Raw genomic sequence first — 21,399 nt, 5'->3', positions numbered from 1 at the left:
CACCCTTTCGTTCCCCTCTTGGGTGCGGTCCGAACGGCGGGCATATCCCCACGGCATACAATTGATTTTAAAGGAATAATTCATGTCTGCATTGGCCCGTGAATTGCAACCGCAACCGGAAAAGCCGAAGATTTCCAAGGCGACGGTCGTGACACTGAAGACGAAGCCCGCTTCGCGTTTTCGGTTTGACCAAATTGGTGTAGCTGCTGCACGCAATACGCTGCCTCCTCTGGTGGTCTTGGTGATGATGCTGGGGATCTGGCAGTTTCTCTGTTCTGCCCCCGGTGCGACCTTGCCGCCTCCCAGCCAGGTTTTTCAGGAAAGCTATGACCTGATTGCCTATCCGTTCTTCAACTACGGTTCGCAGGATATTGGCCTCGGCTGGCGTGTGCTGGTGTCGCTGGAACGCGTCGCCTTCGGATTTGGTCTTGCTGCGATTGTCGGCGTCGTGGTTGGCGCTGTGATCGGACAGTCCATATGGGCCATGCGGGGCCTCGACCCAATCTTTCAGGTGCTGCGGACAGTACCGCCGCTTGCTTGGCTTCCGCTTTCGCTTGCTGCGTTTCAAGACAGTAATCCATCGGCAATTTTTGTGATTTTCATCACGTCGATCTGGCCGGTCATCATCAATACGGCCGTGGGTGTGCGTAACATTCCGCAGGACTATCGCAACGTCGCCAAGGTGTTGCGGCTCAATCAGCTCGAATTCTTCTTCAAGATTATGTTGCCGTCCGCCGCGCCATACATTTTCACCGGGCTTCGCATTGGTGTTGGCCTGTCCTGGCTGGCTATTGTTGCAGCCGAGATGCTGACGGGTGGTGTCGGTATTGGCTTCTTCATCTGGGATGCGTGGAATTCATCCCGGCTGCCCGACATCATCGTCGCGTTGGCATATATCGGTGTGGTTGGCTTTGTCCTCGACAAGCTGGTGGCCGCACTTGGAAAATTCATCACCCGTGGCGCCGCGGCAAATTGAGGAGCCCATCATGAATGCTTATCTCAAGCTTGATCATATCGACAAATATTTCGACAAGGGTGGTTCTCGGGCCGAGGTATTGAAAGGCATCAATCTCACCATCGACAAAGGCGAGTTTGTGTCGGTCATCGGCCATTCCGGATGCGGAAAATCAACGATGCTGAACCTGATTGCCGGCCTGACGAAGGTGTCGTCCGGCGCTGTTCTGCTTGAAAACCGTGAGGTGAATGAACCGGGCCCGGAACGTGCCGTCGTATTCCAGAACCACAGCCTGCTACCCTGGCTTTCGGTCTACGAGAACGTCAATCTAGCTGTCGAGAAAGTATTCAGCTCCACCAAGAGCAAATCCGAGAGGCATGACTGGGTCATGCGCAATCTTGATCTGGTTCAGATGGGGCACGCCCGGGACAAGAAACCCTCGGAAATTTCCGGTGGCATGAAACAGCGTGTCGGCATTGCCCGAGCACTTTCTATGGAGCCAAAAATTCTGCTGCTGGATGAGCCGTTTGGCGCGCTGGATGCGCTGACGCGTGCGCATCTCCAGGATGCGGTGATGGAAATCCATGCCCGCCTCGGGAACACTATGGTGATGATTACCCATGATGTCGACGAAGCGGTCCTGCTGTCCGATCGCATAGTCATGATGACCAACGGACCAGCCGCCCATATCGGTGAAGTGCTTGACGTGCCGCTGTCTCGACCACGCAACCGGATCGAGCTTGCGGCCGACAAAACCTACCTCAAATGCCGCGAAGCCGTTTTGAAGTTCCTTTACGAACGTCACCGTTTTGTTGAAGCAGCGGAGTGAAACCATGACGCAAAAACTTGTCATTATCGGCAACGGCATGGCTCCGGGCCGCATGCTAGAAAATCTGTTTGAGACGGCTCCAGGCCTTTATGATGTTACGATTTTTAATGCCGAGCCGAGAGTTAACTACGACCGTATCATGCTGTCACCGGTGCTTTCCGGCGAGAAGGATTATGAAGATATCATCATTCATTCGGATGAATGGTATGCGGCAAATAATGTGACATTACACAAGGGAGCCAAGGTCTCCGAAATTGATCGTGATCGCAAGACGGTAACCAGCGAAAACGGGATTACAGTTTCCTATGACAAGCTGGTGATTGCGACGGGTTCTTCTCCCTTCATCATTCCAGTGCCGGGCCATCAATTGCCGGGTGTTCTGGCTTACCGCGACCTGGATGATGTCAAAAAGATGCTGGACATTGCGGCGCGAGGCGGCCGAGCAATTGTCATCGGGGCAGGTCTGCTGGGACTTGAGGCGGCCTATGGGCTGAAGCGCCAGGGAATGGACGTTACCGTCATTCACCTGATGCCGACCATCATGGAGCGCCAGCTTGATCCCGCCTCTGCCTATCTTCTGGAAAACGCTCTCACGGATCGCGGTATCGACATCATCACCAAAGCCAACACCAAGCGTATTCTCGGTGAGGACAAGGTGGAGGGTATTGAACTCGAAGATGGCCGCATCATAGCAGGTGAGATGGTGGTTATGGCGGTCGGCATTCGTCCGTCCGCCGGCCTTGCAAAAGATGCCGGCCTTGCCGTCAACCGCGGTATCGTGGTCGACGATGGTATGATGACCTCTGATGCTTCGATCTATGCGTTGGGTGAATGTGCCGAACATCGTGGCATGTGCTACGGCCTTGTCGCTCCGCTCTATGAAAGTGCAAAGGTTTTGGCAGACAGGCTGATTGGCGGCCAAGCGGAATATCATGGCTCCGTTACCAATACTAAGCTGAAGGTCACAGGCATCAATCTGTTTTCTGCAGGTGATTTTGCCGAGGGTGACGACCGTGAAGAGATCGTGCTGCGTGATGCCACGGCCGGCGTCTACAAACGCCTGATCCTTAAAGAAAACCGTATTATCGGTGCTGTGCTTTACGGTGAAACCTCGGATGGCTCGTGGTTCTTCGACCTGTTGAAGAAAGGCACGAATGTCTCCGAAATGCGGGATACACTGATTTTCGGGCAAGCCTATCAGGGTGGTTCTCCGCTCGATCCGATGGCGGCAGTGGCAGCCTTGTCAGCTGATGCGGAAATATGCGGCTGTAACGGCGTCTGCAAGGGACAGATCGTCAGTGCCATTACATCCAAGGGTCTGACGAGCCTTGACGACGTTCGTGCCCACACCAAGGCCTCTGCCTCCTGTGGCAACTGTACGGGTCTGGTTGAGCAGTTGATGACCCTGACGCTTGGCGACAGTTACAATCCGGCAGCCGTTCAACCGATGTGCAAATGTACGGATCTTGGCCATGATGATGTTCGCCGACTGATCAAAGCCAAGGGTCTGAAGTCAATTCCTGCTGTCATGCAGGAGCTGGAATGGAAGACATCATGCGGTTGCGCGAAATGTCGCCCGGCGCTGAACTATTACCTCGTCTGTGACTGGCCAGATGAATATGCCGACGATTACCAGTCCCGTTTCATCAACGAGCGCGTTCACGCAAATATTCAAAAGGATGGCACCTATTCAGTTGTGCCGCGAATGTGGGGCGGTGTGACCAATGCCAATGAATTGCGTGCAATCGCCGACGTTGTCGACAAGTTCGAAATTCCGCTTGTGAAAGTTACAGGCGGCCAGCGTATCGACCTGTTGGGGATTGAGAAAGAGGATTTGCCAGCGGTATGGGCTGATCTTGGCAAGGCCGGATTCATTTCCGGCCAGGCCTACGCCAAGGGTCTGCGGACGGTGAAAACCTGCGTTGGCCAGCAGTGGTGCCGCTTTGGAACACAGGATTCGACCGGATTTGGAGTTCGCATCGAAAAGTTCATGTGGGGTTCCTGGACACCTGCGAAATTGAAGCTGGCAGTGTCAGGTTGTCCACGTAACTGTGCTGAGGCGACCTGCAAGGATATCGGCGTCATCTGCGTGGATTCCGGTTTCGAAATCCATTTCGCCGGTGCCGCCGGTCTGGATATCAAGGGAACCGAGGTTCTTGGTCTTGTAAAGACCGAGGACGAGGCACTGGAGCACATTGTGGCTCTGACCCAGATGTACCGTGAGCAGGCGCGGTATCTTGAGCGCATCTACAAATGGGCCAAGCGTATCGGTTACGACGAGGTTCGCCGCCAGATCATGGAGGATGGAGAAAAGCGACGCGCTTATTACAACCGCTTTGTCTTTAGCCAGAAGTTTGCGCAGGTTGACCCATGGTCCGAACGTGTGTCTGGCGAACATAAACACGAGTTCAATCCGATGGCGACCATCGGTTTTAATCAGGCCGCGGAGTAAAACCATGAGCAACTGGGTCGAAATTGGTCATGTCTCGGATATTCCACTGCGAGGTGCGCGCTGCGTGAAAACACCTATGGGGAAGATTGCCGTTTTCCGCACAGCGGACGATCAGATTTTTGCGATTGAAGATCATTGCCCGCACAAGGGCGGCCCGCTTTCACAGGGCATCGTCCACGGCGCGTCCGTTACATGTCCACTGCACAACTGGGTGATCTCGCTTGAGACGGGTAAGGCCTTGGGAGCGGATGAGGGGGGGGTGAGAACCATTCCCGTTCGCAATGTAAATGGCATGCTGGCCATTACGCTTGAAGCGCTGATGATCGCGGCAGAGTAAGCGCAGTCTAGTCGCGGTCCTGGATCCGAAAACGCCTGCGCCATTTTCTCCTGGCGCAGGCGCAAACACAACAGCCACATTTTCAATGCCAACGCGACCTGCAACAGATCGGCCGCTGCGATGGAAGGGATCAGCCATGGATGTCGTGCAAACCGCGCGAAATGAAACCGTCCGCATGGAGGCGCTGGCCAAATTGCCGGTATTTTGGGATTTGGCTGGCAAGGCCGTTGTCTTGTGTGGCGGCTCAGATGCTGCGGCGTGGAAGGCGGAACTCCTGCTGGCCTGCGGTGCGCAATTGCATCTGTATTGTCCGCAACAGGCGCTTGGTGAATCGATGCTTTCGCTTATGGGGCGGGCTTTGCCAAACCCTGCCGCAGTCATCACTCATCACGATACAGATTGGCACGAAGGCTGCTTTCAGGCCGCAGTTTTGGCGATTGCAGATTGTGATGACGAACAGGATGCCAAAGTATTTTTTGAGGCAGCCACACGTGCAGGTGTTCCTGCCAATGTTATCGACAAGCCGCAGTTTTGCCAGTTTCAGTTTGGTTCGATCGTCAATCGATCACCTGTTGTGGTTGCGATTTCCACTGATGGTGCAGCGCCTATCCTGGCGCAGGCTATCCGCCGACGCATTGAGACCCTGCTACCGCTGTCGCTTCAGAAGTGGGCCGACATGGCTCAACATATTCGTGAGCATGTGAACGGCTCACTTGCGCCCGGAAATGCCCGGCGGAACTTCTGGGAGCGGTTTGTTGATCGCGCATTTACCGAGAGCGCCGACAACCAGATGCAGGACAAGTTATTGTCGGATATTGGCGGCGCCGGAAAGCTCGCTGCTGGCAGATATGGCAAGGTCACGCTGGTTGGTGCCGGGCCGGGGGATTCGGAGCTGTTAACGCTCAAGGCGGTTCGTGCGTTGCAGGCGGCAGATATTATTCTGTTTGATGACCTAGTGTCTGATGAGGTGCTTGAACTTGCCCGACGTGAGGCCAAACGCATGCTGGTTGGTAAGCGTGGTGGCCGCACAAGCTGCAAGCAGGAAGACATCAACGCCATGATGATCAATTTCGCCAAGGCAGGCAAAAGGGTTGTGCGGCTGAAATCGGGTGATCCGATGATTTTCGGCCGGGCAGGGGAAGAAATTGCAGCCCTTAAAGCCGAGAATATTCCGGTAGAAATCGTGCCGGGCATCACTGCGGCGAGCGCTATGGCGTCCCGCCTTGGCGTTTCTTTGACGCATCGAGATCATGCACAATCCGTGCGCTTTGTGACCGGACATTCCCGCAAAGGAAATTTGCCGGAAAATCTCGACTGGAACGCATTGGCAAGCCCGACCGTGACGACGGTTTTTTACATGGGCGGTCGTACAGCACCAGAAATCAAAGCACGCCTCATCGAACATGGCATGAGCGATTGCACACCCATTGTTATCATGAGTGCTATTACCCGAGCTGGAGAGCGGCGCTGGTGCGGACGTTTGCGCGATCTCGATGCCGGAATTATTGAAATTGGTGTAGATGAGCCGGTTTTGATTGGCATCGGCAACGCATTTGCACCGGCGCTCTGCCGAGTTATCGATGTAACAACTGCCGATGTTTTTGCTTCAACGGCTATGCTTTAATACCATCTATCTTTTTAGCCTGTCGGCTTTTCTGGGGGCGGGCTGTGTCGAGGGTGCTCCATAATCAGGCGCTGCTTCATCCCTAGGCCACGGCTGCATCGCAGCCATTTAGCCATGTACACATTGGGCTATGCGACTGTGCGCTGTTCCAGATGAATACCCGCGTGACGAGGATATTCAATGCTAACCAACACTCGTCCGCTGCCGCCGAGTTGTGTCGTAAAAAATATAGTTTAATCCGCAATTTCCAATCAGCTTTCGAAGGTGCTCAGCTTATTTAAAAGGTCTTGGGATATCTCGAATTGACGCGCGGTCCCCCTGCCCATGGAATTGGTACCCATGGTTTCATTCAGCATGCCCCGCTTGACGAGCAGATCAACAGTCTCCTTTGCACCGCTTCGGGTTAATCCTGAAATATCTACGATATTTGTGAGGGTTAACCTCTGGTGAGCCTGGCTCATAGTGTAAAGGATCGTCATCATTCCGATCTCCTTTAGCCGTGCTTGTGGCGTTTCGTCCTCAAGCGGATGTTCGAAAATCTCCTTCAGGATTAGTCCGGAGAAGGCAAGGTTGTGCAATTGTGTCTTGATCGCTCTTGTCATGCTATTTAACTGTGTTATATACGATAGTAAAATTGCATTGCGTACTTGTTGGCCATTGCTGCCGCAGCGCGCTGTCGTTGTACCGGAGGGGCAAGTCCATGAAAAACCTTCTGCTGAATAGTCTGCTGTCTGTCTCCTTCATGCTGCTATCCTATCTGATTTCCGGCAGCAATGCGCGTGCAGATAATTGGGGATGCGAGGTCATCTTGTGCCTTTCCAATCCCGGCGGGCCAACCCAGTATGCCGAATGCCGGCCTCCAATTCAAAAACTCTGGCGCGCGCTTGCCAAAGGCCATTCGTTCCCAGCGTGCAGCGGCGTCGGATTTCGCAGCTCCCGGCCGGGCTACGAACCATACTATTGCAATGGGGGCTATCGCCTATCAGGTAGTTACGGTCCACGTGGTCGAGAGACGACCTGCGTTTCAAGCGAGCTCCAACGGATAGACCGGTCACTTTGCTCCTTCGGACATGACCATTCAGCTGGAGATTCCGGCTCTGTCTTGTCTGCGCGGTGGCAGCGCCAGGAAGGTCGGCTTGAGTGCATGGGCTACCTTATCATGCGCCCCAATCTGCGATCACAACCGCACTATGTCGACGTCACCATCGACGGCGCCGGCAAGCAGCGCGTCTGGTATTGAGCGATGAGCGAAGCTTTCGTCGATATCGCGCAGAGCTGCGCGCCGGAAGTCCGGGTGGAAACACTAGCCGCCGTCGTGAGCCTTGAGAGCAGGTTCCTTCCCTTCAATATTCGTATCAGTAGAGGTATGCCGCTCCCTGCGCAGCCCGCCAGCAAGGCTGAAGCAATCGAGGTTGCAACCGCCTTGATAGCGGATCGCCAGGAGATCCAGATCGGACTTGGTGGTATCGGGGTTGCGGAGCTTCGCAAGCTGAACCTCTCCGTCTCTGATGCCTTTGACCCATGCGTGAATCTTAAGGCGACCGCTACGCTTCTCGACGGCTACTATCGCCTCGCTTTGCGTTTCGGATCGAGCTCCGCGCGGGCCGAAACGGTGATGCTCCAGTCCTTCTATGGGCGATATGAACCTCCCGGTAGAGACACGGTCCGGTATGACGATCAGGTGCGCGACGAGGTGATGCGCCTCTCTCCAAAGCTCACCTCGCTCGCGATTGGCGGATCGTCCAGGTCAATGACCCGCGATGACACCACCAAAGAGCGCTCAGAAAACCAGCTGACGCAGCCAGTCCCCAATCAAGTCACACAGACGGAGGAAACCGCATCATGGAACGTGTTCCGTTCCAGGCGGCACTCTTCTGTCGTCGTTTTCCACAATGATCAATCGGAGCAGAGTGAATGATCTCCAGAACCAGCCTTCGACCCTATGCAGCCTCCGCGCTGATGGCAATCGCGATTACTGCATGCCTTGTTGAGCCGGCCTTTGCCCAGTCTGCCGGTATCGAAACCGTGTTGCAGAACATCGTTACCATGCTCACCGGCAATATTGCCCGCCTGCTGGCGATCATCGCCGTGATCGTCATCTGCATTGCCTGGATGTTCGGCTATATGGATCTTAGAAAAGCCGGATACTGGATTATCGGCATCGGTGGCATTTTCGGGGCCACCGAACTCGTCAACACCATCGTCGGCAGTTGAAAAGCATGGTGAGCGTTCCTGCAGTCGAAGAAGACACGCTGTTCCTGGCCTGCACCCGACCGGCCATGGTCGCCGGTGTGACCATGGAAGCGATGGGCATCAACATCATGTTGACCACCATCCTCTACATCACCGCCGGATCGATCGCTTATGCCCTGGTCGGCATCGTCTTCCATCTCGTCTTCCGTGCGCTCGTCAAGCATGACCACAATATGTTCCGCATTCTGCTTGCCTGGATCGAAACCCGCGGACGCGCGCGCAATGCTGCTTATTGGGGCGGGGCGACACTCTCGCCGTTGATGCTTGTCCGGTGCTATGACGAAAGGGATCTCAGCCTTGCGTAATCTCGCAAAATTACGGTCCCGGGAACTTGGGCCGGAGACCTTCATTCCCTATGTCCGCCACGTCGACGAGGCCACTGTGGTGCTCGATTCCCGCGCGCTGATGACCGTGCTCATGCTTGAAGGTGTTTCATTCGAGACTGCCGATAGTCTGGATATAAACGGTCTGCACCGCAGCCTCAACACACTCTATCGTAATATCGCCGACGAGCGGTTGGCGCTCTGGACGCATGTCATCCGTCGGCGTGACAACGACTATCCAGGCGGGCGCTTCACCAATCGTTTTTCCGAGTGCCTCAATGCCAGATACCGTGAGCGGATGGTTCGCGAGGACCTGTTCCGCAACGATCTCTATCTCACCCTGGTCTGGTCTCCGAGTCGTGATCCCGTAGACAAAGCCGCGCACCTTCTTTCTCGCTTGCGTAGGGCGCGGCGACACGCGATTGAGCTGGACGAAGCGGCGCTAAAACACCTGCACGACAAGGTGGTCGATGTGGTCGCCGGGCTGAAGCGCTTCGCGCCTCGTATACTGTCCCTCCAAGAGCGCGACGGGATCCTGTTTTCCGAGCCAAGCGCGTTTCTCCATCAGCTTGTTGGTGGGCGCCGCGAACCTGTGCCTCTGACAGAAGGGCGCATCTCATCAGCAATCTATTCGGACCGGGTGATTTTCGGTCGTGAGACAGTCGAAATCCGGCATGAGGCAGAAGCACGTTATGCCGGCATGTTCGGCTTGAAGGAGTATCCGGCGATCACGCGCAGTGGTATGCTTGACGGCATCCTGTCCGCGCCGTTCGAGCTTGTCTTGACACAGTCCTTTGCGTTCACGTCGAAGGCCGACTCCCGCGCGATCATGGGCCGCAAGCAGAATCAATTCTCCATGATCGAAGACGATTGTTCGAAACCTATTGATTGCTTGGCAAGGTTTCCCATCGCTTCGAAACCGGGATCAACGTTGTCGATGAGATCACCACCATTGGTGACGGACATGATCTGCATGAGATATGCCGCCATGATGTTCTGGAACGTGGGGAGGATGACCTTCCCTTTCAGTTCATCGCGAAATAAGGCCGACCAAGAGGAAGGCGCGAATGCAAGTTTGTCTTTGCGCCACAGAAGAGAGAGATACTGAACTTCGTGGACCGCCCCGCAAGCGCCCGCGATCCTGCTGATCTCCGGACTGAGTTTTGCAATGTTTGGAACACTTTCCAGTGAGAATTTTTCGAGAAGGCCGTCCCTGCATCCGTCGAGCGACTGTGAAGCGGTCATAACGACGACATCGAAACCTGGCCGACCGCGTGTGGCCTTGATTTTAGCGTAGTCTTGCGACGCGGATCCCACCGCATCGTAAATAACCTTTGTATTGAACTCTTTTTCGAAGGGTTCGATGATCCGACTGCGGATGATATCCTCGTATGGTCCGCCATAGCTGTTGACGATCAGTTGCTCTGCAACAGCAGCACTCGCCACGCTGGTTGCTGTTATAAATGTAACAAACAAAAATCCACGTTTCATCGTTCGCCCTCTTGATTCTGCTGATTGTTCAGGATTTCTGGGAGATATTGCCGCTATTTTATTGGTGATTTCCAATATTAATTTCCGATTATTGATCGGATTTCGCGAACAATTGAATGTCGAAGGTTTTGGGAGCAGAGCAAGCAATTAAGGTCGCAGCGAATAGTCTCGTCTACTTGAGAATAGTCACCTTCAGACATCGACCGATCAATTTTCAAGATCGGGGGCGTAAGGAGAGAAAAGACAGGGGAGGCCTTGCGAAGTTCGCAAAAAAGACCGAACCAGAATTGGTATTGGTCATCGATACCATCGCGACGCGCTTCTATGGCGCACCACGCTGCTGCTGTCGCGGCATGAAGTCCATAGAGATCACGCATCACCTCAAGGGCGATAGCAGTAGGTATTCCGTCGTACACCTCAACGGGCGCGCACGGCAAAGGTGGAATTGCAGAAGATTTTTCCGACATGACGACTCTCCAGTGAGAGTCCGGCCGAGCTAATAAGTGAATTGAGGCCGGACACTGCCTTGGCGACCCTCGCCGTCCGGATGCACATCACCTGTCAAGTCTTGGTAGTATAGAGCAATTCGTGAACAGGATGAAGCTCAATATCTATTTGGACAAGACAAAGTGATCATTCGCAAGCGAATGACATGAAATTTCAGGTTTGGCCGGAAAGTTTTTGAAGGCGTGCACGACTTCGATCGATCGTTACCCAAAGGCTCTTGCAATTGAAATCCAGAAGCACGGTCGATGTTGACCGGGTGGGGTTGTTTGCGAACAGAAATAGAAAGCGCAACGATTACGGAGTGCTTAGGCGCTCGTCTCAGAAAGACCTTCTGCTGGGACGATCTTGCTCCGGCGGTCCTCGGATTTTGGATCATGACATCTTCGGTGACACATTTGAGATGCCACAAATTCGCGATCGTTGTCTCCTCCCACAACGCTTGCGCCAGAGATATTGAATATCGAATGTAGCAAAGTATGCTATGTTAACGTGCCACCGCAAGTTTGAGTGTTCATTGGAAACGTTGCCTTCACGATCAGCCGAAGCTTGTCGGGATTGCCGCTCGTAACCGCACAGGGCGTTCTCAAAACCGCTTCACTCGACCCGCGAACTGCAGTCTTCCCTAGACCGAGAAATCCACAACCATTTCCCTCTGGACGACTGATGACGGCTACACCTTTCGATGCCCTAATAGCAGCTTTCCCACTCGCTGAAGTGTTTGTTGGTACAATGGGGTATGGGTAGCGGACTTAAGAGTTACTATTCTCACGTTGTCTGATCATTACCAAGTCAACAATATCGGCGCTTGGACGATAACCTGACACCATGGTGCCCATCAGCTTACGAACTTCAACGAGATCGTTGGCATCCATCGCGGATTTCAGCTTTTCCAGCATGGATTGCAGTTGGGGCCAGGGGAAGAATTCCTCATGGGCCGTCATGATACGAGGGTGTGTCGTTTCAGCAGGATTATCGCCGATCAGCAGCTCCTCGTAAAGCTTTTCTCCCGGTCTTTGTCCGGTCATGACGAACTCGATATCGCCATCCGGATTTGTCTCATCCTTGATGGTCATGCCTGATAGCTCGACCATGCGTCGAGCAAGATCGATGATCTTTACCGGTTCGCCCATATCAAGGACGAAAACATCGCCGCCAGTCGCCATCGCACCTGCCTGAATGACCAGCTGAGATGCCTCAGGAATTGTCATGAAGTAGCGGGTCATTTCCGAATCGGTAAGCGTGATCGGGCCACCATTGGCAATTTGCTGTCGGAACAATGGAACGACCGAACCCGAGGAACCAAGCACATTACCAAATCGTACCATAGAGAATGTTATGTCAGAGTTTTTGACGGCGAGAGCCTGCAGAACCAGCTCTGCAACCCGCTTTGATGCGCCCATTATGTTGGTTGGGCGAACGGCTTTGTCCGTGCTGACCAATACGAATGATTTGACGCCTTTTTCTATCGCAACGCGGGCGGTCTCAAGCGTGCCGAGAACATTGTTGGAAATACCCTCTACCGGGTTTTGTTCGACGATTGGCACATGCTTGTATGCCGCAGCATGATAAATTGTGTGGGGTTTGAAGCTTTCCATAATGTCGGCCATGCGCTTGGCATCACGCACTGAGCCCAGAAGAGGGACAACGATATCTTCCTTGGAGGGATCGTTACGCACCAGTTCGGCGTGAATGGAATAGAGTGTGAACTCGTTCTGTTCGAACAAAATCAGTCGCTCGGGGCCGATCTGCAGGATCTGACGACACAGTTCGCTGCCGATCGAGCCGCCAGCGCCTGTCACCATGACGACCTTGTCTTTGATGTTGCGTTTGAGCAGTTCTTCGGACGGCTTGACTGGTGGGCGGCCGAGAAGGTCGTCAACAGCCAATTCCTGGAAATCCGCCATATGCACGCGGCCCTGTGCAATCTCGCTGACATTCGGCACCAGCCTAACCGCAACACCAACCCCCCGGAGGCTTTCTATAATCGCCATTCGGCGTTCAGCGCTGATATTTGGTACCGCGAGAAGAACGGTTTTGACATTCAATAAGGTCGCTGCATCTTTGAGTTCGTGCGGTGCATAAACACGCACACCGTTGATCAGTGCGCCATGAAGGTGCTTGTCATCATCAAGGTAACCACGCACCGAGAGTTGCCCTCCGTTCAGTAGTGCGCTCGCAAGCTGGCGCCCGACAGTGCCCGCACCGTAAATCAGCACACAGCGTTGAGCGTTTTTGCTGAGTTCACGCCGGTAGGGAGCGCCGAGTATCTGGCGTGTAACCAATCTCGATATGCTGATGGCCAACAGCAGCAGGAGAGGCTGCATGATGCCCACGGTTCTTGGTATGCCCGGCACGCTGATAAAGGTGAACACCAGCATGAACAGCACGCCATAGAGCGCGATGGCCCGGATGATGGCCAGGAATGCGGCCCAGCCAATGTAACGAAAAATAGCTCTGTACAAGCCGTTCACGACAAAGAGCGGTAGAGCAATGGCGAGAGAAACCGGGATCGTCAGAAGCTGGACGCCCGACAGGAAATCCCATGTATCCAGCCGCAGAGAAAAGGCCAGCCATAGCGTAATCACACACAGAGCGCTGTCGACGCACAGGGCGGTAAAGCGCTTTAGCCAGCGCGGGAGGCTCAAAACGACCGAAATAATGTTTCTAAATGCCATTCGCTGATGCCTGGTGCCAATACCGCAGATGTATTCCCGTCACGGAGCGATCGCAGCCAAAGGAGGTTGGTTGTCATGAAACTTTATCAAGCATGGATATCTTTTTATAATGCGACATCTCTCATGTCTTGAAATCTGGTGATAAGGTCAAAGAGGCGCGACTGCAACGTTTTACCGCTGTTTTGCGTGGGCGGAAATCGCCTACTCCTCTTTTGGTCAAACTTTAAGAGATTTGCCCGAAAAACCCAAAAGTTCAACAAAATGCTCGATGACAGAACTTTCGGAAAATCCACCTGCACGGAAGTGACTGACGGCTGCTTTTGAATGTGCTGCCAATATCGACGGGTTTTTGGCATACACATCAGTTGCGGACGCGATGTCGTCGGCCATTACAGAAAGCGCTCCGGGTTTAATAAGTACGCCTGTCTCACCATCTAGGACTATCTCGTTACAGCCAGGAACATCAGTCGCTATTGATGCTATACCGCAGGCCGCTGCTTCAATTAAAATACGGGGTATCCCCTCGCCGTACAAAGTAGGAAGGCAAACGACATCAACGGTTCGAAGAAGTGACGGCATATCATTTTGCTCACCCAAAAACGTGATTGCTGGATTGCGTGCCAGTTCTTCTGCAGAATAGCCATCGGGATCATCTGCTTCGATCATCCCGGCCACGACATATTGGATTGAACTACCATGGACGTTTTTTTGCGCCGCCATGAGGAATGCCTCAAGTCCCTTTGATTTCAACAGTCGGGAGGCAAATAAAATTCGTAGTGGCGCGGCTGGTTCGGTTTTTTCCTTTGGGTAGAATAGGGCGGGATTGACGCCGGCGCCCTTGATGACAGACGCATTGGTTTGACTAACAAGTTTTTTTTCAACAAAAACAGAAAAATCGTGTTGAGTTTCAAACGTGAAATGAACGTCTTTTTGCGATGAGATAAATCGGAGGGCCAATCCTATCAGTTTTCGAGCAAAATTTACCATGAACCCAGACATGGAACTCGATGGAGACATGAGCCGCCCTAGACCTGGTATGGTGATCAGAATTTTCTTCGGGCCTCGGCCTAAGGCTCGCGAAATTAGCGCGGCAATGCTGGCATAGATTGCGGGTTTTAAAGTTATCAGATGAACTGCTTCAGGTTTCGTCCGAAGAAATATTTTCAACGACCTGACAGTCAGAGCAGCATCTAAGAACGGATTGAATGAAAAACGTTCAATCGGCGTGTGCTCAAAATCAAGGTCCGGTTGATCCGAGGCGCGTGCAAATCGACCTCCTGTTACAATCGTAACCCGATGGCCTTCCTTTTTAATTTTGAGTGGCACTTCCGCCCTATGCCGGAGGAAGTAATCAAGGTCGTTACAAATTACCACCAAGCCAGACATCTTTTTTATCTCAGTTGAAGTGCAAGAATTTAGGGCGAAGACAGCGCGACACATTCCAAAAAGTAGAGTTTCCTCAAACTAATTTGACTTGGAGTTTAGTTTGCATTGCCATTGTCCGACTTATGATGTCAATGCGCGACATCCGGATTGCACCAACGACGCATTTATCAGGTGAAATTGTATGAAGGCACAGATACCACTGACGTTTGTAATTCCGTCATATGGGCGTCAGCAAAAACTTGAGCGCGCTATAAATAGCGTCTTGGAGCAAGATGTTTGGCCAGTAGAGATACTGGTTGTCGACGATGCTTCGCCGGAACCGCTTGTGCTGCCGGAAGATACTACCTCAACAGGTATAGTACGGATCGTCCGGCTAGATAAGAATGGTGGGGCGGGAAACGCACGCAATGTCGGCCTGGAGATTGCCAAAACCGAGTGGGTGAGTTTCCTGGATAGCGATGACTGGCTGCTCCCAGGCACGATGGAAGCGCGGTGGGCCTATCTTGATGACTCAGAGAAACATTGCCCAGTGCCAGGCCGAACCATTTATGGCTGTGGCTGGTTGGACGTTTTACCGAGTGGAGTTTTATGGCAGGAGAGGGTTCCTCTACCTGCTTCCACACCGGAGGAGTTTTTCCGTGGTTGTTGGTTCGCGCCGGGGTCCTGCATCATACTAAATCGCGCTGAAATCATGAATTCAGCTGGTGGTTCCGATGTCCGTCTACGGCGTTTGGAGGACTATGAATGGTTCGTACGTATTGCGTTGGCTAACTTCGAGCTCAAAATACAAGACATGATTGGTGTCGCTGTAGAGAGAGGCAATAATACGAACCTCGATGTTGTCACGAATGCCTCCGCTTACATCAGCCAGAAAATTGCATCGCTAACCACCGACAAATCCTTGCGCAAGACCGCTGATGCCTACCTGTTTTACGAACGCGCGGCATCTGCATGGCGTGAACGTCGCTTGGCAAGTTTTTTGATGTTGATAACAGCGTCGCTTTTGTCCCGGCCGAGGCTCAAGCTTTCTCCGTTACCCGGATGGCGTGTGAGGCGGTTGCGGTAGTTGTAGGGTGGTTTTACAGGTCTCGAGCGGCGGTATCGTAGAATTTTGACAGTTGTCGATAGGTAGTGCTTCGTGTAAGTGGTGGTCAATTCTGCGACGGTTTTTTACATGATCGCGAAGTTCGTATCACTAAAATATGGATTTTATCTTTGCAAAAACGCGCACTTATCACTGGTGTAACTGGACAAGATGGCGCTTACCTGGCCGAGCTACTTCTTTCCAAGGGCTATGCTGTCTGGGGTGTAAAACGGCGGTCGTCGTCCTTTAATACTGGTCGAATTGACCACCTGTTTAAAGACACACACGAAGAGGCTACGAATTTCCGTCTTGTTTACGGAGATATGACGGACTCGACGAATATCATCCGAATTATTCAAGAAATTCAGCCTGATGAGATTTATAATCTCGCGGCTCAGAGCCATGTTCAAGTGAGTTTTGAGACTCCCGAATATACTGCAAACGCCGATGCTACCGGAGCGCTGCGTATTCTTGAGGCTATTCGCCTGTTGAAGCTCGAAGGCAAGACGCGGTTCTACCAGGCGTCGACATCAGAGCTTTATGGCAAGGTACAGGAAATACCACAGAAAGAAACGACACCATTTTATCCTCGCAGCCCTTATGCGGTCGCCAAGTTGTATGCTTATTGGATTACGGTGAACTATCGTGAAGCCTATGGCATGCACGCCTCTAACGGAATTCTATTCAATCACGAAAGCCCGCTTCGCGGTGAGACGTTCGTTACTCGCAAAATTACACGAGCCGTTGCTGCTATCGAGCTTGGACAGCAGAAAGCACTCTATCTCGGTAATTTGGATGCGAAGCGAGATTGGGGACATGCGCGTGACTACGTCGAGGGCATGTGGCGAATTCTGCAGATGGATCAATCCGACGATTATGTGTTGGCGACTGGTGAAACCCATGCTGTCCGCGAATTTGTGGAGCTTGCCTTTGCTGAAGTTGGTCGCGAAATCGCGTGGAGCGGTACCGGAGTAGACGAAGTTGGTGTCGATGCGAAAACCGGCGCTGAGTTGGTGAAGATTGATCCTCGGTATTTCCGCCCAACAGAAGTTGATCTGCTGCTTGGCGATCCTTCTAAGGCGTTTGACAAGTTGGGTTGGCGCCATACGACACCTTTCCGCGACTTGGTAAAGGAAATGGTTGCAAGCGATCTGGAAGAAGCGCGCTGTCTTGACCGAAGTCATGCGGCGAAGGTCTGACCATGGCGCGAGTTCTTGTTACCGGCGGCTCAGGCATGGTTGGTCGCAATCTGCTAGAGCTTCTTAAGGCGAGCCATCACGAGGTCCTTGCGCCGAGTAGTTCAGAACTTGATCTAATGGCTCACGGTGCAACGTTTGCCTGGTTGAAAAAACATCGTCCGGACGTGATCATTCATAGTGCTGGTCACGTCGGAGGGATCCAGGCAAACATCCGCGAGCCAGTAGCTTTCTTGGCTCGAAATCTGTCCATGGGGCAGAATTTGTTACTTGGAGCTCGCGAGGCTGGTGTTGATACTGTCCTTAATTTGGGCAGTTCTTGTATGTATCCTAAGAATAGTCCAAACGCTCTGCGTGAGGAAGATGTTCTGACGGGAGCCTTGGAGCCGACCAATGAAGGCTACGCTCTTGCTAAGTGTGTTGCTGCACGGATGTGCAGTTACATGCGAAGTGAAGATCCATCATTGCAATACAAGACACTGATTCCGTGCAATCTTTACGGAAAATACGATAAGTTTGATCCCAAAGTATCTCACTTGGTTCCAGCTATCATTCGTAAGCTGCACGTCGCTCGCCTCACGGGACAACGTCATGTCGAGATTTGGGGGGACGGCAGTGCGAGGCGAGAGTTTATGTACGCCGGCGATTTGGCGGACGCGATCGTGTTCTTCCTCGAGCGAGCCTCGGAATTGCCTGGCGATATGAACGTCGGCTTGGGGTCTGATCTGTCTGTATTGGAGTACTACCAGGCTGCGGCTGATGTAATTGGATTTGATGGAAGTTTCGTCTTCGATACCACAAAGCCGGTTGGTATGATGCGGAAGTTGTTGGATGTTTCTCGCCAGAAGAATTTGGGTTGGTCTGCCCCAACTTCGTTGCGGGAGGGTATCCAGAAAGCCTATGAATATTTTTTGACATTGGATGATGCAAATGACTTATCCGCTGGCTAATTCGAGCTGGGACGAAGAAGAACACGAAGCAATTCGTAGCGTAACCGAATCGGGCATGTTCTCGATGGGGCCGCGCGTGGCTGAGTTTGAACAGGCGTTTGCTGAGTACTGTGGCAGCAAATATTGCGTCATGGTGAACTCGGGTTCATCAGCTAATTTGATTATGGTTGGCGCACTCAGATATCGCAGCGATTCTCCACTGCTGCCCGGGGACGAGGTTATCGTGCCTGCTGTGTCTTGGAGCACGACATATTATCCACTTTACCAGTATGGACTAAAGCTCCGGTTTGTGGACATCGATATCAATACCCTTAACTATGATCTGGCCAAATTGGAGCGCGCCATAACGCCTAGCACCAAGGCGATTATGGTGGTCAATCTGCTTGGTAATCCCAATGACTTCTCCAAGATCAGGCAGATCATTGGTGACCGGCAAATTGATATTATCGAGGACAATTGTGAATCGATGGGCGCAACTTTCGAGGGGCGGCAAGCCGGGTCACACGGTATCATGGGTACTTTTAGCGCCTTCTTTAGTCATCACATCTCGACCATGGAAGGTGGGATGGTGATTACTGATGATGAGGAGCTTTATCACATATTGCTTGCGCTCAGAGCGCATGGCTGGACGAGAAATCTGCCAAAAGTTAACAAGATAACAACGCCTAAAAGTGATGACGCCTTCACGGAATCGTTCAGGTTCATATTGCCTGGATATAATGTAAGGCCATTGGAGATGAGTGGCGCAATTGGCTTGGCTCAGCTGCGCAAACTTCCAACGCTTGTCAGTGAACGTAGACGCAATGCCGAGACGTTCAAGGCAATCTTGGCTGACTATCCATTTTTGCGCACTCAACGCGAGATTGGTGAAAGCAGCTGGTTTGGTTTTTCGATGATTGTCAGTGCAAATGCTCCTTTTTCCCGTGAGCAGCTGGTTGCGTCATTCAATAATCACAAAATTGATGTCCGACCAATTGTCGCTGGAAATTTCGCGAAGAACGAAGTTCTGAAATGGTTTGATTATTCAATCAGCGGCAATCTTCCAAATGCGGAGATTATCGATGGCGCGGGCCTTTTCATTGGTAATCACCACTATCCGCTTGATGAAGAATTCGGGTTACTGCGTTTGGCAATTGAAGAAGCAATTGCTGTCGGAAGCGGCACGTAACTAAGATTCGAAAAACGGAATTAGACGAATGACAGATATGCTCTCGAAACACGGCGCTGCGCGTGTTGTAATTCGTCCGCGAGCAGATCGAACAATGTGGGACGGTCTAAGGGATATCTGGTTAAATCGAGATATCGCTTGGACGCTCGCTTTGCGAGAAATTCAGATTCGATATAAACAATCTGTGATCGGTATTGCTTGGGCTGTCTTGCAGCCGCTGATAACGACGATTATTTTCTCGGTTATATTTGGTTTCCTGGCAAAGATCCCTGCCGACGGCATTCCTTACCCAGTCTTCGTCCTTTCCGGCCTTCTATTTTGGCAATATTTCAGCAAGGTCGTTGTTGAGGCGTCCGGAGCGCTTGTCAAAAACGAAGGTATCATTACGAAGGTCTTTTTCCCTCGTATTATTCTTCCTTTGGTCCCAACAATATCGGCGGGGGTGGACCTGTGCATCTCCCTTGTTATTTTGTTGGCGCTGATGCTGATTTACGGGGTGGTGCCTACGCCTTACGTGGTGCTTCTGCCGCTTCTGTTAATTTTCGGTGGATTGCTTGGATATGCGATAGGGTTGATGCTCTCGCCTCTGAACGCGATCTATCGTGATATCGGTATTGCCCTACCATTCTTTGTGCAGATTGGTATGTATGTGACACCCGTGATCTACCCTGTCAGTTTTGTTCCGGAAAAATATCAGTGGGTGTTTATTCTCAACCCAGTTGCCACGCTTTTGGATACAGCTCGGGCAGTGCTTCTCGGTACTCCGTTTCCGTCCCTCGCTGCTCTTGGAATTGTGGTGCTTTGGGCAGGGATTATCTTCAACTTCGGCTTTCGCATTTTTCGTAAGCTGGAACCGACGATCGTCGATAGGATCTAAATCATGTCTCCGATCATCAGTGTGAACGGTATTGGAAAGCGTTATCAGCTAAACGGCTCCGGGCCCGGCCACGATACTTTGCGGGATTTGCTGGCATCTGTTTTTAAAGGCAAGAAAATAGACGCAGACCAAAGTGGCCAGCCTTCTCAACCACGTGAGTTCTGGGCGCTGAACGACGTCAGTTTCGATGTGAATGAAGGTGAGGTTGTTGGTATCATTGGCCGCAACGGCGCCGGGAAGAGTACTCTCTTAAAAGTCCTTTCCCAAATTACAACACCGACATCTGGCGAAGCAATTCTGAACGGACGCGTTGGTTCATTGTTGGAGGTTGGAACAGGCTTTCATCCTGAACTTACCGGGCGCGAAAATGTTTTCTTCAACGGAACGATACTCGGGCTGAGGAAGCACGAGATCAAGGCGCGCTTCGATGAGATCGTAGCTTTTTCCGGCGTGGAAGGATTTATCGATACGCCAATAAAACGCTACTCCAGCGGCATGAAAATGCGCCTTGCTTTCTCTGTGGCTGCTCATCTGGAGCCAGAGATCATGATCATTGATGAAGTACTGGCTGTTGGTGACGTTGATTTCCAGAACAAGTGCCTCGGTAAAATGCGTGATGTTGCCAGCGCTGGTCGTACGGTGCTGTTTGTGTCGCACAACATGAATGCAGTCATGCAGCTCTGCTCGCGTATAATCTGGATGGAGCGCGGACGGTTAAAGGCGGATAGCACAGACGTGCAAGAGACGTGCGCGCGGTATCTGATGGGTGAAGACGGGAAACTGCAGGGATTTCACAGCGCTGATGTACACGGTCCACTCGACTGTGACTTTTTCTCATTGAAAACGTTCCGTCTCACCGACATGGCAGGCGAGACACTTGATCACCCAATTCCAGGTAATCGAGAATTCGGTGTGGAAATTGACCTCGATATCCATCGTCTCAGTCCCTTATTGAATTTTGGATGTGTTGTCATCGACGAGCACGGCCAGCACGTATTTTGGTCTGTGACGACCGACAAGGATGCTGAGAACTGGCCCGAGTTGAAAATCGGACACAACACTATCCGCACGACGATACCCGCTCATTTCTTGAACGAAGGGCGTTACCGAGTGGATTTTTTTGCCTCTCTCCACGGGCAGGGTTGGTTTTCAGAGCCAGGTAATACGCCAGTGAGTGTTTTCCTCCAGGTGTCCGGCGGATTGAGCCCATCGCCTTATTGGCGGGCCCGTCGACCCGGTATCGTCGCTCCGGTTTTGGATTGGGTCGCTGATTGAGTGCATACAGGATGTTA

At 52.3% G+C, this 21,399-nt stretch carries 19 protein-coding genes and 2 pseudogenes; 16 read left to right on the top strand and 5 right to left on the bottom strand.

The features are described from left to right. Positions 1-82 precede the first annotated feature (82 nt). The 5 genes from ntrB to cysG all read left to right on the top strand — a co-directional run bounded on the left by ntrB (position 83) and on the right by cysG (position 6,197). A complete protein-coding gene (ntrB, locus tag IB237_RS14155; protein WP_192489294.1) occupies positions 83-976 on the top strand; it encodes a nitrate ABC transporter permease in 894 nt (297 codons plus the stop codon). 10 nt (positions 977-986) lie between these two features. Further along, positions 987-1,784, top strand: coding sequence for an ABC transporter ATP-binding protein (locus IB237_RS14150; protein WP_192489293.1), 798 nt, complete (start codon positions 987-989; stop codon positions 1,782-1,784). Between the two features lie 4 nt (positions 1,785-1,788). Next, positions 1,789-4,236 (top strand): nitrite reductase large subunit NirB, encoded by a 2,448-nt coding sequence (nirB, locus tag IB237_RS14145; protein ID WP_192489292.1) that lies wholly within the window; start codon positions 1,789-1,791, stop codon positions 4,234-4,236. A 4-nt stretch (positions 4,237-4,240) separates the two neighbouring features. After that, positions 4,241-4,573 carry a nitrite reductase small subunit NirD gene (gene nirD, locus IB237_RS14140; protein ID WP_192489291.1) on the top strand — a complete coding sequence of 111 codons (333 nt, stop codon included), beginning with the start codon at positions 4,241-4,243 and terminating at the stop codon, positions 4,571-4,573. A 136-nt stretch (positions 4,574-4,709) separates the two neighbouring features. After that, positions 4,710-6,197, top strand: a complete 1,488-nt coding sequence (cysG, locus tag IB237_RS14135) for a siroheme synthase CysG (RefSeq protein WP_192489290.1) — start codon at positions 4,710-4,712, stop codon at positions 6,195-6,197. Positions 6,198-6,448: 251 nt separating this feature from the next. On the opposite strand, the gene IB237_RS14130 is transcribed toward cysG, so the two are convergent. After that, positions 6,449-6,799 carry a MarR family transcriptional regulator gene (locus tag IB237_RS14130; protein WP_192489289.1) on the bottom strand — a complete coding sequence of 117 codons (351 nt, stop codon included), beginning with the start codon at positions 6,797-6,799 and terminating at the stop codon, positions 6,449-6,451. 98 nt (positions 6,800-6,897) lie between these two features. On the opposite strand from IB237_RS14130, the gene IB237_RS14125 reads away from it, so the two are divergent. From IB237_RS14125 to IB237_RS14105, 5 genes and pseudogenes are all read left to right on the top strand, one after another. Next, positions 6,898-7,437, top strand: coding sequence for a hypothetical protein (locus IB237_RS14125; RefSeq protein WP_192489288.1), 540 nt, complete (start codon positions 6,898-6,900; stop codon positions 7,435-7,437). 3 nt (positions 7,438-7,440) lie between these two features. Continuing rightward, positions 7,441-8,115, top strand: coding sequence for a transglycosylase SLT domain-containing protein (locus IB237_RS14120; protein WP_192489287.1), 675 nt, complete (start codon positions 7,441-7,443; stop codon positions 8,113-8,115). Continuing rightward, positions 8,112-8,411, top strand: a complete 300-nt coding sequence (locus IB237_RS14115; protein WP_192489286.1) for a TrbC/VirB2 family protein — start codon at positions 8,112-8,114, stop codon at positions 8,409-8,411. Before IB237_RS14120 ends, IB237_RS14115 begins: the two co-directional genes overlap by 4 nt. 5 nt (positions 8,412-8,416) lie before the next feature. Continuing rightward, a complete protein-coding gene (locus IB237_RS14110) occupies positions 8,417-8,755 on the top strand; it encodes a type IV secretion system protein VirB3 (protein ID WP_192489285.1) in 339 nt (112 codons plus the stop codon). After that, positions 8,727-9,662: pseudogene (locus IB237_RS14105) on the top strand (transporter); the annotation flags it as partial. The gene IB237_RS14110 and the pseudogene IB237_RS14105, both read left to right, overlap by 29 nt. On the opposite strand, the pseudogene IB237_RS14100 reads toward IB237_RS14105, so the two are convergent. From IB237_RS14100 to IB237_RS14085, 4 genes and pseudogenes are all read right to left on the bottom strand, one after another. Further along, positions 9,623-10,264: pseudogene (locus IB237_RS14100) on the bottom strand (ABC transporter substrate-binding protein); the annotation flags it as partial. The pseudogenes IB237_RS14105 and IB237_RS14100 overlap by 40 nt on opposite strands. Before the next feature lie 77 nt (positions 10,265-10,341). After that, positions 10,342-10,731, bottom strand: a complete 390-nt coding sequence (locus tag IB237_RS14095; protein WP_192489284.1) for a hypothetical protein — start codon at positions 10,729-10,731, stop codon at positions 10,342-10,344. 789 nt (positions 10,732-11,520) lie between these two features. Then, positions 11,521-13,446, bottom strand: a complete 1,926-nt coding sequence (locus tag IB237_RS14090) for a nucleoside-diphosphate sugar epimerase/dehydratase (protein WP_192489283.1) — start codon at positions 13,444-13,446, stop codon at positions 11,521-11,523. A 216-nt stretch (positions 13,447-13,662) separates the two neighbouring features. Next, entirely contained in the window at positions 13,663-14,832 is a 1,170-nt protein-coding gene (locus tag IB237_RS14085) for a glycosyltransferase (protein WP_192489282.1), read from the bottom strand. 181 nt (positions 14,833-15,013) lie between these two features. Between IB237_RS14085 and IB237_RS14080 the strand changes: the two genes are divergently transcribed. The 6 genes from IB237_RS14080 (at position 15,014) to IB237_RS14055 (ending at position 21,382) form a co-directional block, all read left to right on the top strand. After that, positions 15,014-15,898, top strand: a complete 885-nt coding sequence (locus IB237_RS14080; RefSeq protein WP_192489281.1) for a glycosyltransferase family 2 protein — start codon at positions 15,014-15,016, stop codon at positions 15,896-15,898. A 149-nt stretch (positions 15,899-16,047) separates the two neighbouring features. Next, positions 16,048-17,115: a GDP-mannose 4,6-dehydratase gene (gmd, locus tag IB237_RS14075; protein ID WP_210323963.1), complete on the top strand. Its 1,068-nt coding sequence runs from the start codon at positions 16,048-16,050 to the stop codon at positions 17,113-17,115. A 2-nt stretch (positions 17,116-17,117) separates the two neighbouring features. After that, on the top strand, positions 17,118-18,062 hold the full coding sequence (locus tag IB237_RS14070; protein WP_192489280.1) for a GDP-L-fucose synthase: 945 nt from the start codon (positions 17,118-17,120) through the stop codon (positions 18,060-18,062). After that, entirely contained in the window at positions 18,043-19,230 is a 1,188-nt protein-coding gene (locus IB237_RS14065; RefSeq protein ID WP_192489279.1) for a DegT/DnrJ/EryC1/StrS aminotransferase family protein, read from the top strand. Before IB237_RS14070 ends, IB237_RS14065 begins: the two co-directional genes overlap by 20 nt. Before the next feature lie 28 nt (positions 19,231-19,258). Further along, a complete protein-coding gene (locus tag IB237_RS14060; protein WP_192489278.1) occupies positions 19,259-20,107 on the top strand; it encodes an ABC transporter permease in 849 nt (282 codons plus the stop codon). Positions 20,108-20,110: 3 nt separating this feature from the next. Continuing rightward, positions 20,111-21,382, top strand: a complete 1,272-nt coding sequence (locus IB237_RS14055; protein WP_192489277.1) for a polysaccharide ABC transporter ATP-binding protein — start codon at positions 20,111-20,113, stop codon at positions 21,380-21,382. Positions 21,383-21,399 lie beyond the last annotated feature (17 nt).

Origin of the sequence: Agrobacterium sp. AGB01, from assembly GCF_014851585.1 — a bacterium.
Lineage (GTDB): Bacteria > Pseudomonadota > Alphaproteobacteria > Rhizobiales > Rhizobiaceae > Agrobacterium.
This window is presented reverse-complemented; position numbering and strand designations above follow the sequence as displayed.

What these genes read in the sequence shown, in the direction of transcription:
- ntrB (WP_192489294.1), top strand. Translation starts at nt 83, where the DNA reads ATGTCTGCATTGGCCCGTGAATTGCAACCGCAACCGGAAAAGCCGAAG.
- IB237_RS14150 (WP_192489293.1), top strand. Translation starts at nt 987, where the DNA reads ATGAATGCTTATCTCAAGCTTGATCATATCGACAAATATTTCGACAAG.
- nirB (WP_192489292.1), top strand. Translation starts at nt 1,789, where the DNA reads ATGACGCAAAAACTTGTCATTATCGGCAACGGCATGGCTCCGGGCCGC.
- nirD (WP_192489291.1), top strand. Translation starts at nt 4,241, where the DNA reads ATGAGCAACTGGGTCGAAATTGGTCATGTCTCGGATATTCCACTGCGA.
- cysG (WP_192489290.1), top strand. Translation starts at nt 4,710, where the DNA reads ATGGATGTCGTGCAAACCGCGCGAAATGAAACCGTCCGCATGGAGGCG.
- IB237_RS14130 (WP_192489289.1), bottom strand. Translation starts at nt 6,799, where the DNA reads ATGACAAGAGCGATCAAGACACAATTGCACAACCTTGCCTTCTCCGGA.
- IB237_RS14125 (WP_192489288.1), top strand. Translation starts at nt 6,898, where the DNA reads ATGAAAAACCTTCTGCTGAATAGTCTGCTGTCTGTCTCCTTCATGCTG.
- IB237_RS14120 (WP_192489287.1), top strand. Translation starts at nt 7,441, where the DNA reads ATGAGCGAAGCTTTCGTCGATATCGCGCAGAGCTGCGCGCCGGAAGTC.
- IB237_RS14115 (WP_192489286.1), top strand. Translation starts at nt 8,112, where the DNA reads ATGATCTCCAGAACCAGCCTTCGACCCTATGCAGCCTCCGCGCTGATG.
- IB237_RS14110 (WP_192489285.1), top strand. Translation starts at nt 8,417, where the DNA reads ATGGTGAGCGTTCCTGCAGTCGAAGAAGACACGCTGTTCCTGGCCTGC.
- IB237_RS14095 (WP_192489284.1), bottom strand. Translation starts at nt 10,731, where the DNA reads ATGTCGGAAAAATCTTCTGCAATTCCACCTTTGCCGTGCGCGCCCGTT.
- IB237_RS14090 (WP_192489283.1), bottom strand. Translation starts at nt 13,446, where the DNA reads ATGGCATTTAGAAACATTATTTCGGTCGTTTTGAGCCTCCCGCGCTGG.
- IB237_RS14085 (WP_192489282.1), bottom strand. Translation starts at nt 14,832, where the DNA reads ATGTCTGGCTTGGTGGTAATTTGTAACGACCTTGATTACTTCCTCCGG.
- IB237_RS14080 (WP_192489281.1), top strand. Translation starts at nt 15,014, where the DNA reads ATGAAGGCACAGATACCACTGACGTTTGTAATTCCGTCATATGGGCGT.
- IB237_RS14070 (WP_192489280.1), top strand. Translation starts at nt 17,118, where the DNA reads ATGGCGCGAGTTCTTGTTACCGGCGGCTCAGGCATGGTTGGTCGCAAT.
- IB237_RS14065 (WP_192489279.1), top strand. Translation starts at nt 18,043, where the DNA reads ATGACTTATCCGCTGGCTAATTCGAGCTGGGACGAAGAAGAACACGAA.
- IB237_RS14060 (WP_192489278.1), top strand. Translation starts at nt 19,259, where the DNA reads ATGACAGATATGCTCTCGAAACACGGCGCTGCGCGTGTTGTAATTCGT.
- IB237_RS14055 (WP_192489277.1), top strand. Translation starts at nt 20,111, where the DNA reads ATGTCTCCGATCATCAGTGTGAACGGTATTGGAAAGCGTTATCAGCTA.